At 43.3% G+C, this 17519-nt stretch carries 17 protein-coding genes and 1 riboswitch; of the genes, 5 read left to right on the forward strand and 12 right to left on the reverse strand.

What is annotated here, in order from left to right:
- The first annotated feature begins 464 nt into the window (after positions 1-464).
- Positions 465-920: an RNA-binding protein gene (locus R7E51_RS20295; protein ID WP_017821270.1), complete on the forward strand. Its 456-nt coding sequence runs from the start codon at positions 465-467 to the stop codon at positions 918-920.
- Here R7E51_RS20295 and murI read toward each other — a convergent pair.
- Genes murI through btuB form a run of 3 tightly spaced genes read right to left on the reverse strand, consistent with a single transcriptional unit; the run spans position 883 to position 4305 of the window.
- The gene (gene murI / locus R7E51_RS20300) at positions 883-1686 is read right to left on the reverse strand and encodes a glutamate racemase (protein WP_053307423.1); all 804 of its coding nucleotides are present in this window, start codon (positions 1684-1686) and stop codon (positions 883-885) included. The genes R7E51_RS20295 and murI overlap by 38 nt on opposite strands.
- A gap of 31 nt (positions 1687-1717) precedes the next feature.
- Positions 1718-2410 carry an ATPase gene (locus R7E51_RS20305; RefSeq protein WP_017821272.1) on the reverse strand — a complete coding sequence of 231 codons (693 nt, stop codon included), beginning with the start codon at positions 2408-2410 and terminating at the stop codon, positions 1718-1720.
- 59 nt (positions 2411-2469) lie between these two features.
- Complete coding sequence (btuB, locus tag R7E51_RS20310; RefSeq protein WP_054579652.1) at positions 2470-4305, reverse strand: TonB-dependent vitamin B12 receptor; 1836 nt, start codon at positions 4303-4305, stop codon at positions 2470-2472.
- A 56-nt stretch (positions 4306-4361) separates the two neighbouring features.
- Positions 4362-4559: riboswitch (cobalamin riboswitch) on the reverse strand.
- A 186-nt stretch (positions 4560-4745) separates the two neighbouring features.
- On the opposite strand from btuB, the gene trmA reads away from it, so the two are divergent.
- Positions 4746-5855, forward strand: coding sequence for a tRNA (uridine(54)-C5)-methyltransferase TrmA (trmA, locus tag R7E51_RS20315; RefSeq protein ID WP_064376997.1), 1110 nt, complete (start codon positions 4746-4748; stop codon positions 5853-5855).
- Between the two features lie 191 nt (positions 5856-6046).
- Here trmA and R7E51_RS20320 read toward each other — a convergent pair whose 3' ends face one another.
- The 3 genes from R7E51_RS20320 to R7E51_RS20330 all read right to left on the reverse strand — a co-directional run bounded on the left by R7E51_RS20320 (position 6047) and on the right by R7E51_RS20330 (position 8734).
- Positions 6047-7270, reverse strand: a complete 1224-nt coding sequence (locus R7E51_RS20320) for a RelA/SpoT domain-containing protein (protein ID WP_206958426.1) — start codon at positions 7268-7270, stop codon at positions 6047-6049.
- Positions 7267-7734 carry a Panacea domain-containing protein gene (locus R7E51_RS20325; RefSeq protein WP_005378671.1) on the reverse strand — a complete coding sequence of 156 codons (468 nt, stop codon included), beginning with the start codon at positions 7732-7734 and terminating at the stop codon, positions 7267-7269. The genes R7E51_RS20320 and R7E51_RS20325 overlap by 4 nt, the downstream gene beginning before the upstream one ends.
- A gap of 328 nt (positions 7735-8062) precedes the next feature.
- Complete coding sequence (locus tag R7E51_RS20330) at positions 8063-8734, reverse strand: hypothetical protein (protein ID WP_025593651.1); 672 nt, start codon at positions 8732-8734, stop codon at positions 8063-8065.
- Positions 8735-8878: 144 nt separating this feature from the next.
- On the opposite strand from R7E51_RS20330, the gene R7E51_RS20335 reads away from it, so the two are divergent.
- Positions 8879-9895, forward strand: coding sequence for a hypothetical protein (locus R7E51_RS20335; protein ID WP_242531445.1), 1017 nt, complete (start codon positions 8879-8881; stop codon positions 9893-9895).
- Positions 9896-10077: 182 nt separating this feature from the next.
- Positions 10078-10722 carry an inovirus Gp2 family protein gene (locus tag R7E51_RS20340; protein WP_025593649.1) on the forward strand — a complete coding sequence of 215 codons (645 nt, stop codon included), beginning with the start codon at positions 10078-10080 and terminating at the stop codon, positions 10720-10722.
- Positions 10723-10761: 39 nt separating this feature from the next.
- On the opposite strand, the gene R7E51_RS20345 is transcribed toward R7E51_RS20340, so the two are convergent.
- Both R7E51_RS20345 and R7E51_RS20350 read right to left on the reverse strand, forming a co-directional pair.
- Entirely contained in the window at positions 10762-11208 is a 447-nt protein-coding gene (locus R7E51_RS20345) for a hypothetical protein (protein WP_206958430.1), read from the reverse strand.
- A 109-nt stretch (positions 11209-11317) separates the two neighbouring features.
- Positions 11318-12307: a GTPase family protein gene (locus R7E51_RS20350; RefSeq protein ID WP_182016969.1), complete on the reverse strand. Its 990-nt coding sequence runs from the start codon at positions 12305-12307 to the stop codon at positions 11318-11320.
- Between the two features lie 77 nt (positions 12308-12384).
- Here R7E51_RS20350 and R7E51_RS20355 point away from each other — a divergent pair, with 77 nt between their 5' ends.
- Positions 12385-12594 carry a helix-turn-helix transcriptional regulator gene (locus tag R7E51_RS20355; RefSeq protein WP_104969920.1) on the forward strand — a complete coding sequence of 70 codons (210 nt, stop codon included), beginning with the start codon at positions 12385-12387 and terminating at the stop codon, positions 12592-12594.
- Positions 12595-12652: 58 nt separating this feature from the next.
- On the opposite strand, the gene R7E51_RS20360 is transcribed toward R7E51_RS20355, so the two are convergent.
- The 4 genes from R7E51_RS20360 to R7E51_RS20375 form a co-directional block, all read right to left on the reverse strand.
- A complete protein-coding gene (locus R7E51_RS20360; protein ID WP_046874361.1) occupies positions 12653-13084 on the reverse strand; it encodes a DUF2787 family protein in 432 nt (143 codons plus the stop codon).
- A 38-nt stretch (positions 13085-13122) separates the two neighbouring features.
- Positions 13123-13572 (reverse strand): DUF2787 family protein, encoded by a 450-nt coding sequence (locus R7E51_RS20365; protein ID WP_206958432.1) that lies wholly within the window; start codon positions 13570-13572, stop codon positions 13123-13125.
- Positions 13569-14036 (reverse strand): RadC family protein, encoded by a 468-nt coding sequence (radC, locus tag R7E51_RS20370; protein ID WP_206958434.1) that lies wholly within the window; start codon positions 14034-14036, stop codon positions 13569-13571. Before radC ends, R7E51_RS20365 begins: the two co-directional genes overlap by 4 nt.
- Before the next feature lie 254 nt (positions 14037-14290).
- Positions 14291-17518, reverse strand: a complete 3228-nt coding sequence (locus tag R7E51_RS20375) for a type I restriction endonuclease subunit R (protein ID WP_206958436.1) — start codon at positions 17516-17518, stop codon at positions 14291-14293.
- Position 17519 lies beyond the last annotated feature (1 nt).

Consider the following 17519-nt stretch of genomic DNA (forward strand, 5'->3'; position numbering starts at 1 on the left):
GTATCATTGAAACCTAATTTGAAGCCGAAGCTTCTAATTGGATTATCATCAACGAGTGCCCACACAGATTGATAGGTTCTTATTTTTAAAGAGCTTTTCTAACATTTTCAGCAACTTAGTTGCTCGTCGTTAGGGGTGCGTATCTTACTTCACACCGTGAGAGAGTCAAGCATTTTTTTCAAATTTCTTTTCTCTCAATTCCGACTCGCTGTGTGACTTTCGTCTCACTCCGTGTCGGTGGATGCGCAGTATAGGGAGTTGAGAAATTAGTACAAGCGTTTTTTGCAAATAAAAAACCAACCGGTCACAAATTAGCCCAAAGTGCGATATTTGCATATTTCTTCGTCACATTTGAGACATATCACAGCAATTGGTTGGAAAAACACCAACCATATACGTAAGATTCATGTGTCTATTCTGTTAATGGACAATCGATCTCTTTATCACTATGTGTAGTAATTAAAATGACGTCTAAAAAAAATCTGATTTTATGTGTTGGGCTGGCCATCGTTGGGGGAATCATTTTCTCTCAATTCATCATCCCACCAGCCTTGAGCTTCCTCATTGGTGTTATCGCTACTGCTTTTCTTTTTTCATTTTCTAGCAAAACACCTGTTCTTCAATCTTCGGAGCCTGATCCTTCAACTAAAACGCTGTATGTCGGCAACCTTCCTTATAAGGCCAATGAGAGTCATGTTCGCGATTTGTTTGCTGAATATGGACAGGTCTATGCGGTACGCTTAATGAAAGATAAGCGTACTGGAAAAAGAAGAGGGTTTGGTTTTGTCGTGATGGCTGCGGCAGATGCCAAGCCAGCTATCGCTAAACTTAATGAAAAGGAATATATGGAAAGAACGCTAAAAGTTAGAATTGCGAACGATCCTAAACATCCGGATGGTGGTAAACCTGAACAGGATTAAAACCTAGCTTCTTTAAACAAATGTTCAGTGCATCTTCCTGCCAAGGAGTTGCACTGGCATAAATCGACTTACTTCCCTCTTCTGTATCCTCAATTTCATCACTTAATAGCAATGCTTTTACTCGACGTGCAATCGCTGCGCCTGAATCAATTAAAGTAACGTCTCCACCCAAAGCTTGATGAATCTCCTCTTTGATTAAAGGGAAGTGAGTACAACCGAGCACCGCAACATCGACTTTATCGCGAAGGGGAAGCAGGATATTTGTCAGTTCGTCGAGAGAAACGCTGTTGCCTCGCAACTTCTCTTCGGCCATATCTACCAAGCGAGTTGATCCCACCAGCTCAACTGGTTTGCCTTGCGCAAAGTCCCGTATTAACTCGTGAGTATATTGGCGTGTTACTGTCGCCGGAGTGGCGATCAGCCCTACCCCTTTTGATGCTAAAAGCGATGCGGGTTTAATCGCAGGGACAACACCAACAACGGGAATCGATAAGTTTTCGCGTAAGGAAGGAAGCACTATGGTGCTCGCCGTGTTGCAAGCAATGACAACAATGTCGACTTGGTGTTCTTCGACTAATGAAGAGACCAGTCGGTTAACTCGTGAAATGAGTACAGCCTGATCGAGTTCACCATAAGGGTAAGCCTGATTATCGAATAAGTATAAGTAGTCTAGCTGGGGCAATAGGCGATGTATCTCTTGGAATACAGAAAGGCCACCAACACCGGAGTCAAAAACTAGGACTTTTTTCTTACTTGCTACTCGCACGAGCCTTACCTAAAGAACAGAAACGTTGCGATCATACTGCGTAGATTTGTTTTGGCAATGCTTTAGCATGGTATCTTTGATGGCTGAATCTATCTCCAGATTCTACATCTCGCTTCGTCAACTCGATATGTCCTTGAAAAGATGGCGAAGACGTGACCAATGTGTGAAATTCACCATTTTCTCCACAGGGATCAATTTGACTTGGTAATGACTCTATTAGGGCTTTGTCATACCAGCGACCACACCATTCTGGAGGGAGAACTCTTCCGTCGATGGTGATTAACATAGTTTGAATACCACGCTCTATGATTTCCATCGCTAGTTTTTCGCTGCTCTCCCCTAATAGAGGAAAGACGCATTCCCAGCCAACAGGTTCAATATAGCTGCGTCGGTAATCGGCAATGCCATTACAAAACATATCACCAAATGCGACAGCTTCTATGTTCAGACCACTACTTTGTAATGCATTAACGATGGTCGATTGATAAATGTCGTTACTTGGAAAGACTTCAGGTAGCTCGATAGTAATGAGCGGAAGCGCAAGTAAGTCTGCTTGCATTTGTACGACTTCAAGCGGAGTTGCTTGGAAAGGGACTTCTTTCCCTACGTAAGTCGTGTACAAACCGACAACTTGATAATTTGGATTCTCGTTAAGGCGCTCAAGCGTTAATGTCGAATCTTTACCGCTGGACCAACTGATCACCACTCGCTTGGGTTTCTTCATTCGATTTTCCACCACAAAATATTAAAAACCGCCCGAAGGCGGTTTGTGCTCATTCACGATTAGAATTCGTAGCCAACGTTGAGATAGTACGCTCGCTCTGCAGCAGGGTAACCTTTTGCCATCTCATACTCTTCATCAAGTAGATTATCGATACGAGCGCTAATAGAGGTCGACTCATTCGGATAGTAAGTCACTGCCGTATCAACCAACGAGTAAGAAGAAAGCGTAATATCTTGTGAAGGCCAAGTGCTGTAATCCACATCTGGACGCTTACCGACGTACTGATAGCTAACCGACCAATCCACTTTATCGAAGCTCACTAAAGCATTCCACTTATACATTTCTTTAGCGCGACGCTGCAACTGATGCCCTTTATCGTCTTCAGCATCTTTGTAATCTGCACTCAACTGGTGCTGCACAATCCCTGTATCAAACTCAGCAACAAGCTCCACACCTTGGATATGTGTTTCACCATCGACATTCAAATATTTGTATGTGGTTTGATGGTAATCGATAAGATTCGTGATTTTATAGTCATAACCCGTTACGGACCAAAAAACGCCTTGGACATCACCGCTGAATGCTAGCTCCCAAGCATCTGACTCTTCCGGCTTAAGATCTTTCTCACCGTATGTTGGGTCATACTGTTGATATAGGTTTGGAGCCTTAAACGCAGTACCAAAAGAAGCTTTAACCCCAAACTCTGGCACAAACTGGTAACCAGCCGCTAAGCTGTAAGTGAACTCACTACCGTATTCTTCGTTATCATCAAGGCGAGCACTGCCCTCAAGCATTGCTTTATCAATACTGGTGGTTGCCATACCAAACAGAGCGCCATTGGTACGATCAAACGTTTTATTCGCACTCTTGTCTTTATAAGACTCATTACGCCAGTCAATACCACCAGCAAACGTCGTATTGTTGTTTAGCAAGTAACTGTTGGTCCACTGGACATTTTGCTGCTCAAGTTCATCTTCAGTACCTGAGTGTTTGCCTTTTGCTTGCTCATAGTTCCAAGACTTCTGTTTCTGTGCTGTTACTTGTAGTTCTGACATCACATTATCAGACTGATACTTACCGCCCAGAGTGACAGAAAGATCGTCTTTTTCTGCTTCGTAGTAACCGCGACTGCCGTAGCTGCTGTCATATTGATAAACATTTTCGTAAGCACGCAGGTTACCAAATGCAGACCACTGGTCATTGAAGTTATGCACGTAACCTAGCAGACCATTCTTTGTATCAAAGCCATGGCGATCACCGTCATTAACTCCCGGTACAGGACGAACGTTATAACCATCATCACTTTCACTACCAAGCGCGATATTTAGCTGGCCGCTCTCTGTGACTTTAATACCAGATGCCACACTCAATTCCTGGTAATCTAAGCTGCCTAAACCCGCACTTAACTTCGTTCCTTCTTCGTCAGCACGCGCAATGGTGATGATATTGATCACGCCACCAATCGCTTCTGAGCCGTAAAGTGACGCACGCGCACCACGCACGTACTCAATACGTTGAACGTAAGTAAGTGGGATTTGGTTAAAGTCCACAGCGCCCTTCGCTGCTCGTGCAAAACGCACGCCATCAACCAGTACTAAAACTTGGTCGGAACTGGTTCCACGAACAAATAAAGACGCTAGCTGACCACGACCACCATTTTGTGAAACTTGAATCCCGGTAAGGCGACGCAATACATCTGGTAGGGTTTTCGCTTGAATGCGATCGATGTCTTGTCGAGTAACTACTTCGACATCTGCCAACGTACGGCTTTCGGCTTGCTCAAAACGGTTTGCCGTAACAACGATGGTTTCGTCAGTGGAGGTTTCTTGGGCCTGTAGATAAGAGACAGGTGAAAGCAGCGATGCCAAAGTGATCGCCAGTGCGGATTTTCTCATTGTATTGTCCTAAATCGCGTAATTCCTTCCGAGCCCTGTCATCATGACAGTCCAGTGCTGTGGCTCAGTTGTTGGCAGGTATTCGGACTCAAGAGCACGGGTGTACCGCCTACTTGCTCGACTTCCCACATAAACTAATGCAGTGTCTGATGAGCGTTCGTTCTCTTTTACCGCTGCGCGTCAGTTCTGGATTCACACCAGATTCCCATTTCAGCCATCTAGATTGCTAGATAGCACCAACTTGAGGCAAATATTATTCAGCTATTGATTATTTGTCCAGCCAATATTGCCCTTAGAAGTTGTAACGTTTTGATTGATTTTGCTTTCTACTCTGCCTGTACGCACTATCTTTAAATCAATTCCAGTACAAAACTGGACATCCTATTGAGATTGAATAAAATCTGCGCTCTTAAATTGAATGCACCATAAAAGGTAAGATCATGGCTACTCTTGATGTAAACCCACAACGCTACCAAGAACAACTGGCTGAAAAAGTCGAACGTCTCACGGATATGTTCGCGCCATACAACATGCCAGAACTGGAAGTGTTTGAATCACCAGAGCAGCACTACCGCATGCGTGCTGAGTTCCGTGTTTGGCATGAAGGCGAAGATCTTTACTACATCATGTTCAACCAAGAAACTCGTGAGAAGTACCGTGTTGACCAATTCCCTGCAGCAAGCCGTCTGATCAACGACCTGATGCCGCTATTGGTTGAAGCGATGAAAGACAACGACTCACTACGTCGTAAACTGTTCCAAGTGGATTTCCTATCGACGCTAAGTGGTGAGATTCTGGTCTCACTCCTTTACCATCGCCAACTTGATGAAGAGTGGATTGAAAACGCGAAAGCCCTTAAACAGCGTTTAAATGATGAAGGCTTTAACCTAAACATCATTGGTCGCGCTCGTAAGATGAAGATTGTCCTAGACCGAGACTACGTTATCGAGAAGCTCGATGTAAATGGTCAAAGCTACATCTACCAACAAGTAGAGAACAGCTTCACTCAGCCGAACGGCAAAGTCGCAGAGAAGATGCTGGAATGGGCTGTCGACTGTACCCAAGAAAGCACTGGTGACCTACTAGAACTTTACTGTGGTAACGGTAACTTCTCGCTGGCGTTGGCACAGAATTTCGACCGCGTACTTGCAACTGAGCTAGCGAAGCCATCTGTGGTATCTGCACAGTACAACATCGCTGCCAATAAGATTGATAACGTACAAATCTTACGTCTATCAGCAGAGGAATTTACTCAAGCGATCGAAGGTAAGCGTGAATTCCGTCGTCTACAAGATGCAGGTGTGGATCTGAAGAGCTACAACTGCAACACGATTTTTGTCGATCCACCACGTGCTGGGATGGATGTCGATACTTGTAAAATGGTGCAAGGTTACGAGCGCATCATGTACATCTCTTGTAACCCTGAAACTCTAAAAGAGAACTTGGACATTCTATGCGAAACACACAACGTGACGCGTTTTGCTCTGTTTGACCAATTCCCTTATACCCACCATATGGAGTCTGGAGTGCTTCTAGAGCGCATAAAATAAGGACATGAACGGCTTTTATCTTTAGCAAAAAACACCCTGGGTACGGCTTGGGGTACGGGGACAATAAAGTCTAACCCTTAAGCCATCACAGGAAGCCATATTTTACACATACCAAATTCGATGACAGATTGGGCACGTTTTAACAAGCAGGATTAGATACAAGGGTCAATAACAACAAGAAAGGTTTGTATTTAACTTTCACCAGACAGCATTGTGTCTTCAAGCAGAGTGATGAATGAGGCACAATCGCCTAGATAGTTAGGGTAGGCTTCCGAAAGTTGGCCCATATTTTTTGTGGATATGAGAAGGGTATTGAGTCTCGAGGTTGCTCGTGAGTAGCTACGAGTGACTTTCTCAGCTGCGTTATAAACTGAAATTGCTTGGCTGTAATTTTCAAACTCTTCACTAAAGATCAATTCTCGTGAAGTTTCGTTAATAACTAGCAATACGTGCTCAATGGAACTATCACAGTAAGAATTAACCTTTTCAGATAAAATTTTAAAACTACTCAACCGATTTAGCGCATTGATTTCGCGGTCCAAGACGACCAAACGCTTTGAAAAATCGGCTTTATCGATATCACTTAACTCTATAGCCCCTTCAGCATCAGCAATGCATTGGCTCATTATCGAAAGCAATTCTTCCCACTGAACCTGTAAACTGCTCTTGCCTTCATTTGAACTGTGAGAGTGAGTCTTAATCTTGGTACCTTCTAGGATGTCGACAATTTCCACTGTAGTAGCCCAAAGATGTTGAAGTCGAGTACGTAGCTGAGCCTCAATGTTAAAACTTTTACCGCTAGCATGGTCATAGCGATAAATCACATGCAAGCTTCGGTAACCACAATCATTAGGTTTAGGACTAGTAATATAGTCATCAATATCTTTAATTCTAACTCGGCCTACCTTCTCAACTGTAAGTTGCAGTTGAGATTTCACCTTCTCCAATGAAATTAAATCCGGAAAAATCGCCCTGCAGCCGCCAATATCATTCATATTGGTTACACAAGTAGCATTTGCCGTTTCACCATCAAGAGATTTACGCTGCAACTTATCTACGATTGTTTCTAAGCGCTTTAACCGTGTAACTGGTTTAACATCTATACCCAGCTCACGGCAACAGCGACCAACAAGATATGCGATAGTGTTTAATGGCTTTTCGTGTGCGGCTCGAAACTGTTGGATTGTAGCAGTAGCTGACTTGAGGTCGCCCTCTATCTTGCGAAGCCGTCTTCCAGCTTTCTTTACTCCATTATTTGAGTACGAGAAGTCTTCAGCAGCACTTTCATTTACCGTTCTTTCTATAAAATCTTGAAAGTCCAGTTCGTAGTCGTCTTGGAAGGTTTTTGAAGCTTGTTCAGCTGTGGGAGTGTCGTCAATGTAAAAACTGACGACACTATTTTCTTTGTTACTCACAGGCTAGCTGTTCGTCCGGATTGTTTGATTTGAGTGTAATGGGCTTGAATCAAATGGTCCGGAATCACTTTTTGGTGTGTGCCATCCCATACCTGATGCCATGGACTTCCTTCGCGGTGAGTTAAATCTACAAGTTGAGGCCCCGTCAAATGGCCCAGCTTAGAGACTACATCTTTAACAATAGACTCACTTTCTTGGTCTAGTGCTACATCACATTGTTCAGTGATCACACTACTACCGTAAGATTTAAAGCGAAAGTAAACAGATGGCACCACTGGACCAAACTTCCAAGCAAATACATCATCTACGACGAGAGGACGCTGGAAGTGTGCCAATGATAAACCATGACAAACATAGGTAAGTTTTTGTAGCTGCAAATTGGAGAAGCATTTACCTTGCTCTTTCGCATGCTTGAGCAAGCTCCATGCAACGTCTACAGCACTGTATGTGTGATATGCTTTCATTTTTTATTCCAATTTCGTCCAAATAGTTTACATAATCCGGTTGATATAACGCAAAAAGTGTAAACCATCGCTGTATTTAAAGACAGTGATTTTATTAACTGTTAGATGCTAGTTCGCAAAAATAAGCAACATGTTCATGTGGATAGTCAGCGCTGACAGCGCGTTATATGCTCACATGCAGTAAGCAGACAATTTCCTTACATTAAGCACACCAAGTGTGTATTTTCACCCAAGCTGATCACTCAATAACCCGATCTCCTTCATGTTAATACTCACACCAAGCGCCTAGCCACCAGCTCTACTAGTGGTATTTATAGTGTAAAGATGCTTAGTCTTGGTCACTGTCCTTTGGCTGCATGTGAATAATTGAACGACCTTTTCTTTCTAGAGTCAGTTGTAACGGTTCATCTGCATGATGGTTAGTAGAAACATTGTCGCTTTCAGAGGCCTTGTGAAGGTTCTCTTTTTTAAGAGTCGCAATTTTTGACTCCAACTCTAAAATTTTTTTTCGAGCAGAGCCTAACTCCTTTTCTAACGTGGTATTGGCTGTAGCTTCTAGTGATAGAATTCTATCAGTTTCTTGTAACTTTCGAACTTCGAGCATTGATGTTAATGAACCATTTACAAGCTCTTCAAGAACCTTCTGCTGAGTCTGTCCCCTCTTTGTGGCTAAAGCTTGAAGATTTTGACCAAATTCTATCGTGAGTTCAAAATTATACTGTTTTTTCCCCTTCCGCTTTTGCTTTTCTCTTCTCGACCTTTTCCCCCAAGCTCCATGCATAAGTAACCAGATCTCTCTACCATCAGCTGAATTTTTACAATCTATAAAAAAATTTTGAAGTCGTTTTTTAGGTGATGCTGATAACTGAAATAACCCAAAGTAATGCTTTTCGACAATTGGATTAGTTTTGGCTTTTGCTAGATACGTATTTAACCATTTCACATGAGATTCATTGTTGAAACTAAAACCTTCTAATGGACGTATTTTTTTCTCACTCATATCACTCTAGCTTCCAGCGTTTTTAATATAGTTGGCATCCTTCACACTATAACTATGTCTTTGGACGTAGTCCAAGGACATAGAAAGAAAAACCAAGTAATATACATACCAAAACGCCCTATAAATAAATATAAATGTGATTTTATGATTGTAAACTGGACTTTCCAAGAGAATGACAAACTAAACGCTGAAGCTAGAATGCTACTGCTGCTTATGTATTTGGATGCCGAATCAGACAATTTTTACAGAAAACCTGTTCTATATATGGCCCGAAAATACCAAGCCTCAGAACGCCTTATAAGGCGCTGTCTACGCTTATTGATAGAGGCAAAAGTTATTCTCTTGATACCTGAGAAAGAAGTACCTAGAAAACGAGGAAGACCAGTCACACGCTATCAACTTACAGGCATTGATTTTGATGAGTTGAGTAGTCAGTTTGAACAACGCCCCATCTATATGAGGAGGTGGATGAATCATCTTTGGTATAGTAATCAGCATGCTAAAGAGTTGACGCTGTCAAATCGCTTAATGCTTACCCATCTTTTAAGTGAGGCTACGGAATCTGGGATTGTTGATAGTATAAGCCTTAGAGATTTATGCAGATTTATGGGATGCACTGAACGTAAAGCTCAAGCAATGCTCAGCAAGCTTAGAAGACTTGGTTATATCAGGGGATATATCAAAGGTCTCAGCCACTCTGTTCTAAAGAAAAGAAAGTCAATAATTTTTCTGAACTTATCCATGTACGATCAAAAAAGCTACTACAGCTTTATCGCCCATTTAAAATCGTCTGGTGCGCTGAATCCCGTTTACAACCTCACAATACCTTTATTATTTCAAAAAGTTGCTGACGTAAAATGCAATAAAGAGTTTGCAGAACACATAGATTACTTTATTGAAAGTGAAATCATTAAGTTCATCAATGTCGAAGGAAAGGTTTGTACAGACATTGAGTGGTATGAGCGTGTTATACGTGAACATTTTGCCTGGTCAACACTTAAGCTTGAGCAAGAGAAAGTCAATAAGTTAATCGAATTTCTTGCTTATCGTGCATTGGACCTAGCACGTACAATCAAAGCCCTTGATGTTGTTGATGGAAAGCAATTTGCGATTGGTATCAATGAGAAAAATCAGAGACTCCTTCTCAAACGGGGGGCCTAACTTTTTATCAGAGTAACTTTTGCAAGTTTTGAAGCTACAGGACGCCTTGTCGAGCAAAGATGCGTGGCTGGAGGAAGGGAGTGAAAAACTGTCGGTAATAATAGTATTTATATGAACCTTATCTAATTAATTACAACAACCTATCTACCTATTGAGAACACTAACCAATAGGAATGATAGAAATGAATAACATCAACAATGCATGTAAGTTACACATCAACGGTATGCCATTGAGTTTCAATACCAACAAAGGGGCCCTTGAACCAAAGTACTTACGAAAAATCAAGAAGACTTTCGATTATGCGTTAAGCCAATACCCTCGAACACGGCTAATGCGATTTGATTTACATTACCCGGATGGTTATCCGGTTAACGGGGTAACTGGCAAACAGATTACTAAGTTCCAAGAGTCCTTCAAAGCTATCATGTGTGCTTATCTAAAACGTAAGAAGCACAACCGCCACTCTCAACCTCGATTTATCTGGTGTAGGGAGATAGTCACTTCAGTGTATCCTCACTATCACGTAGCCATATTGCTAAATGGTGATGTTTTTCAAGGAATAGGGCCTTATGATGATCTTACGGGTGAATACGTTTCAGGGATGGTTGCTAAGGCTTGGGCAAGTGCAATCGGTATTACGGTCGGGCAAGCAAGTAGTGCGATTTTTTTCCCTAATAACGGTACTTATGAAATTAATAAGCGACTAGATACGGAGACTTTTTACAACCAATACAATCAGGCTTTTTACCGTGTCAGCTATTTAGCAAAACTTGAAAGTAAGCCTTTTGGGGATAAAGGAAAAAACTTCCACAGCAGTTGTAAGTGAGAAGACAAAAAAGAAAGGCCCTTGTGGCCTTTCAGTTGTTTAATCCGCATTAAAGCGGTAACTCCCTTCACTAGAGTGAATGTCAATTTGTAGGACTCTACAGGGCATTGTAGTGACATAACCAGTAGACTCTCCGTACTTCAAATCCACTTCGGAATAAGGAAGCCATTTCACACCACTAGACTTGTTGTTACTGGAGGGCTTTTTGTAATCAGGGTTGCTCATGTTTTTGAGTAACTCTTCAGATTGACTGTACTTATTCTTGTTGACGGTAATCTTTGGTGTTTCTGGTCTAGCGACTTCACAGTTACCTCGGTTAACTTCGATCCCGAAGACAGTCGAGTAGTCAAAGAGGGACGTTACATATATTTTCGTCTTTGGTCCCCATCGGGTGTTGATGTCTTTGTATTCGACTTTGTAGCCCTCAGCAGACGCAGTAAAGGTCATGAGCAGTGTTAGTGCTGCGGTAATTACAATAGGCTTCATGAGAGATATCCTTTATCTATTATTCAATGAGTTGATATTAAAAGGTGGTTGCGACAACTTATGTCGAAGAGAGATTGGCTTTGAGAGATGTAACCGCAGCGGCGCTTATCTACCAGCCAAAGAGATAGCGTAAACCGCCTAAGCATGCCCCTAGCGCACCGCCTATAATTTTGCCTAGGTGCTTGCCCGTAGTGCCAAACACACTTCCTATTTCTTCGCCGTATTGCGCACCTTGAGTCGTAGTGTCGAAGATTGCCTCCCACAAACTAAGACTGGTTTTTTTGTTGTAATCACTGGCATCGTTGTCTTTCCAATTCTCATGTCGAGGGGAAAGCGTGCGATTCGCCAGTAAGAGCCGTTTATTTTTTGGTAAACGTTCAACAATCAAATACAGCAACTTGGAAAGGTTATAGGGCCGTTGCTTGGCCAATCCATCACAGTGCCCCGCAACGTAGTAGACGGGCTTTAGATAAACCCCTGTTGCACGCAATACGCGTCGATGAACCGAGCGCACCATGGTTTCAAGATAAGCTTTTGATGCGGGTGTCGGTGTATTGCTTTCGTAGTCCCAGGCTTGATTTCCTTTTAACGCATTATCGGCTTGATTAATGGCGATGATTAAACGGTGCTGTGCGTCTTCGCCTAATACCGGAATAAGCACATCGCTAATCAAGGTGATAGGTGTACCTAAATCGCGTGAGCTACCATCAAGAATCACAAGTACCAAGTCAATCACGAAACGGTTCTGCTCATCTCTCGCTCTCAGCGTATTTTTCAATAAGCGGGCATGGCGCTTATCTTCTTCGATACCATCCCCCAGACCAGGACTATCCCAAAGAATAAGATTGTTCAGACGATATTGCGTAACACCCTGAGTGTGCGGCTCACAACTGATTCCCACCTCTGCAACACTCATGTCAAAGAGAGCGTTAATCGTTGAGCTTTTTCCTGCTCCGGTGGCTCCTGTAATGAGAATGTTGAGCTCGGTGGCTCTCATTTGTTTGAGGTTATCGAGTAACTTGGTGCGAGTACGTTCATTGAGGGATGCCTGGCGTATCTCGCTTTCAAGCGTAGTGAAAAGATCGTGCTGTTCGGACATAGGCGCTCCTTAGTTAGCGTCCGGAAAAATTACAACTAGCTACCTCCTTATGACGAACAAATCATGAGGACAGAAAAATGAGACTAATTCGACTAAAAGAAGTGCTGGATAATACAGGTTTGAGCCGTGCGTACATGTACAAGCTCATGGCTGAGGGTAAGTTCCCTAAATCGGTATCACTGGGCTTTCGCAGCGTGGCTTGGGTAGAAAGCGAAGTCCAAGACTGGATATTAGAAAGAGTGACAGAGCGAGATGAACAGTTGGGATTACCACAACCAGAAGTTTGATTGATTCTTTGGTGGAGATATAAAGCAGCAGGTTAAAGATTAGCTAGATTGACAAAAGTTAATGAGAAATCTGAATGTCGTCGTAACACTCCCATTCGACGTACTGAAGAAAGTTTTGCTCCCACATTTGATACAGCTCATCGATGCCTGGAGAGCGAATGCTTTGCCATCCTGTGGCGACGGTAAAAGCGACTTGATTGCCAAAATCAAAATCAATGCATCGCTCTAACTCCGGATAATAGCTCCCCATATACGCAAAGTCGGTAATGTAGAGAATATCAACCGTTTTACCATTTACAATGTTGAGGCCAATCTCAACCGGATGGTATCCCCCTTCCTCCGCGCTATAGCTTTTGTCTCGAAAATGGATAGAGAGGGCATGGCTGGTGGACTGTGTTGATTCCATTGAGGCATGACAATGTTGGTTTAATAACGCCAGAAGCTTATTAGAAACAGGCAGCACTGACGGCGTAAAATTCAGTATAGACATGGCTAGATCTCCTAAAAGTGGCCGAGGTTAAAATGTGATCATGAGTGGTGTTCATCGAAGGTTTGAATCATCGATAACTGAATGTCATCAAAGAGGGACTGAGTAAGGTGTCGAGAGAGCGCGTTCAGCCAAGTATCTAACAGCGCTTTCACTTGCGGGTGTGCGAGACTTGCAGCACCGCTATCTGGTTGATAACACCAAAGATTGAAGAGATGAAAGTAGAGTTCAGGCTCCATCTCACTCGGTTTATTTTCCGAATAAGAAAAACTCGCTAAACAGACGACCTGCCAATCTTCACTGGCCGAAGTCCGACGAAATTGTATTTCAATGGGATGAAGCCCCTGCCCCGTCTGGTAATAGCGTCTTTGTCGACAGTTCAGGACCATACGTTGAGCTTGTGGAGGAATCGAATAACGTTGGATTACCAAAAGCAATGCTCGATGAAAGCTATCCTGCAATTCCAGTTCACCCGATATTTTCTGGATCATAGTAGCCCCCTTTCTGCAAAAGAGATGGCGCTATCGCCAACCACGATATGATCAAGAACTCGAATGTCCACCAGCGCTAAAGCCTCTTTGAGCCTTTGCGTAATTTGTTTATCAGCTTGGGAAGGTGTGGCATCACCAGAAGCGTGATTGTGAGCAAAGATGAGTGCGGCGGCATTGACTTTTAAAGCCGCTTTGAGGACTTCTCGGGGATAAACACTTGCCGAATCAATTGTGCCAAAGAAGAGCTCTTCAAAAGCAATAAGGCGATGCTGATTATCTAGAAACATCACCGCAAACACCTCTCTTTCATGGTGTTTTAATTTGCAAGATAAATAGGTTTTTGTTGCTTCGGGATTGCAATATTGTTCGCCTCGGAGAGCCCGTGTGGCAAGGATTTCAGCGGCCGCGTCGAGCACCTTATCTGCTGTAACAGGGCCATCAAAATAGTAGTTATTTTCGCGCATAAAAAGCTCCTAAAAATGAAACCGTTGAGGTGTGCACGAAGATAATATCTATCTGAAATAAATTTACTTATTACTACGAGGAATGAGATGGTCAGTTTGAGATAAAAGTGCGGCAACCTATTATCTCGTATCGTTGCTGATTAAGAGAGAAATATGAGCAACGATTTCTTTTTGAAAGGGTTTTCATTTATACATCATGGAAGTTATGCCTAGATATGACAAAGCAAGGCTCTCAGGCCTTGCCTTTCATTTAATCATGCCGCATACCACCCGTCAGCCAGCACTTCTGCTTGATCCAGAACCAGCTTAATCGCCTCTTCAGCCGCATCAGGTGGATATTTCCAGCGACGCAATAAACGGCGTACAAGGTTACGCATCCTTGCTCGCACGCTTTCTCGTTTCTGCCAATCTACCGTAGCGGATTTACGCAGTTGGTGAGTGAGTTCAATGGCGAGTTGACGAAGGTTGTCATCGCCTAACGTTCGCACGGAAGCCTCGTTGGTGACCAATGCACGGTAAAACGCAATTTCATCAGTGGAAAGCCCCAGCTTTTCCATCATCTCAGCGTCAGCTTGCATCTCTTTGGCCCACTGGATCAGCTCTTCAATTACCTGTGCGGTTTCAATGTTGCGATTATGATATTTCTGCAAAGTCGACATAATACGGTCGGAATATTTCTTTTCCTGCACAACATCGTTTTTCATTCTTGCTTTCACTTCGTCGCGCAACAGCTTTTCTAGCAGTTCTACGGCTAAATTCTTCTCTTTCATATTGGCGACATCTTCCAAAAACTCAGGAGAGAGCAAGCCAATATTCGGTTTATCTAAACCAACCGTTTTAAAGATATCATCCACTCCATCGGCAACCACCGCGTTATTCAAGATCTGGCGCAAAGCAGAATTACGCAATTCATCACTGCGCTTTTTATCAACTGTTGAGTGTTTTAAGAAGGCGGTCTTGATCGCTCCGTAAAAGGCGGTTTCACTTTTATAACCATCAACCTCATCCAAGGTATTACACAATGAGAAGGCTTTCATCAACGCAGCCATGACATCAAGGAAACGGCGTTTGCCATCACGAACTTCTTCGCCTTTGCTGTTGCGGTGTGAGAGACCTGAGATATGGTTCACGGCTCCCGGAAGCAGTTGCAGCGGTTTGGTTTCAAAATCCGGACGATAGTTGAAGATGTCACCATCAACAGGCGTGGCAAACATACCGCGAATTACGTCGATTTTTTCCATAAAGACTGCGAAAGCTTCAGCGGTATCAACGGTTGGCTTTCCCTTACCTTGGCTATTGGTATAGGTCTTCAGTGCGTTTTTAAGTTCATTGGCAATACCAATATAGTCAACAACTAAACCTCCGGGCTTATCCTTAAACACGCGGTTCACTCGCGCTATCGCCTGCATCAGATTATGACCTTTCATTGGCTTGTCGATATACATGGTATGACAACAAGGCGCATCAAAACCTGTTAACCACATATCTCGCACAATAACCAATTGCAATTCGTCATCGGTATCTTTGTAACGTTTCTCGAACAGCTTTTTGGTCTTCTTATCATGGATATGAGGCTGCATTTTGGCCTTGTCAGCAGCGCTGCCTGTCATAACAATTTTGATCGCGCCTTTGTTTGGATCATCGCTGTGCCATTCGGGTTTGATGGCCACGATGGCATCGTATAAATCCACACAAATCTCTCGACTCATGGCAACAATCATCGCCTTACCCGGAAAAGTTTCACAGCGAATGGTAAAGTGCTCAACCAGATCTTGGGCAACTTGTTTGATTCGCGGCTCTGCACCAACGAGTTTCTCAAGTGCTGACCACTGTGATTTTATTTTCTCGCGACTTTCCGTTTCTTCGTCTTCGCCAATTTCCTCTTCGACCTGATCGTTAAGCGCTTCGATTTCATCTTGATTTATATCGAGCTTGGCTAAGCGGGATTCGTAGTAAATCGGCACTGTCGCGCCGTCATCGACCGCGTCTTGAATATCGTAGATAGAAACATAATCACCAAAGACACCGCGAGTATCTTTATCATCCATTGATATCGGTGTACCTGTAAAACCAATAAAAGCGGCATTTGGCAGCGCGTCTCGCATGTATTTGGAGTAACCATAAACATAACGCTGATCAACCACGTTGCCATCTTCGTCTTTAACATCTACTAGGCGAGCTTTGTTGCCATACTGGCTACGGTGTGCCTCATCGGAAACCACCACGATATTCGAGCGTTCAGAAAGGATAGGATGTGCCATTTCTTCGTCGAGTAAAGCAAACTTCTGTACAGTAGTGAAGATGATGCCACCGGATTGACGATTGAGCAGTAAATCGCGCAATGAGTCACGGTCTTCTGCCTGCAGAGGGATCTGTTTTAGCGTTTCTTGCGCCATCGTAAAGGTGTTAAATAGCTGGCCATCTAGGTCATTACGGTCGGTAACCACTACTAAGGTTGGGTTATTCATTTCTGGTTGTTGCAGCAATTTACTTGCGTAACAGACCATCGAAATGCTTTTCCCGCTGCCTTGGGTATGCCAAACCACGCCCGCTTTTTTACTTCCGGGCACCACGGTATTGGCGTAATTTGCCCGTGGCTCAGTAATTTGGTCAGGCGTTGTGGCAGCCGTGACGGTTGCCTTAACAGCAGCTCGGACGGCATGGAATTGGTGATAACCTGCGATTTTTTTGATGATCTTGTCGCTATCATTTTCGAACAATACGAAGTAGCGAATGTAATCGAGCAGCAATTCTGGCTTAAAGAAGCCACGCACCATGGTTTCTAATTGGAATTCGAGTAATGGCTTGTCGTCTTCGTCCTCGATGGTTTTCCATGGCAAAAAGCGCTCTTTATTAGCCGTTAACGAGCCGACTCGCGCCGTCCATCCATCTGAAATGACCAGCGCTTCATTGAACACAAAGAGGTCAGCGATTTCTTCTTTATAAGTTTGGATTTGATTGTAAGCATTCCAAATATCGGCGTGATCATCGGCTGGATTTTTCAGCTCAATGACCGCCATTGGCAAGCCATTGATAAAGACAATCACATCGGGCCTACGATTGACTTTGCTGCCTGTGATGGTGAACTGATTAACCACTAAGAACTCGTTATTCTCGCGGTTCTCAAAATCAATTAATCGAACATGAGTATGCTTGGTCACCCATTGTTCTTGCTCCATTACCGAGTATTCAACAGGCACACCTTCGATTAAATATTGGTGAAGGAGTTTGTTGTTTTTAATCAGTACAGGCGTTTGCGGTGTGGCAACGATTTTCGCTACTTCGATTAAGGTGTCACTGGGCACATTTGGGTTTAAGGTTTCCAAGGCAGAGACTAAACGCGCCTGTAGCGTGACTTGCTGATAGTTTTCACGTTCAGGCATATCACCATCTGGTGCGATGTCATAGCCATTTTGGTATTGGTAACCTAGCTCTTTAAACCAATCGAGGCATTGTTGTTCTAGTTGGTCTTCAGTAATCATT

The organism is Vibrio sp. Vb1166 (assembly GCF_033338695.1).
In the GTDB taxonomy this organism is placed as follows: domain Bacteria; phylum Pseudomonadota; class Gammaproteobacteria; order Enterobacterales; family Vibrionaceae; genus Vibrio; species Vibrio alginolyticus.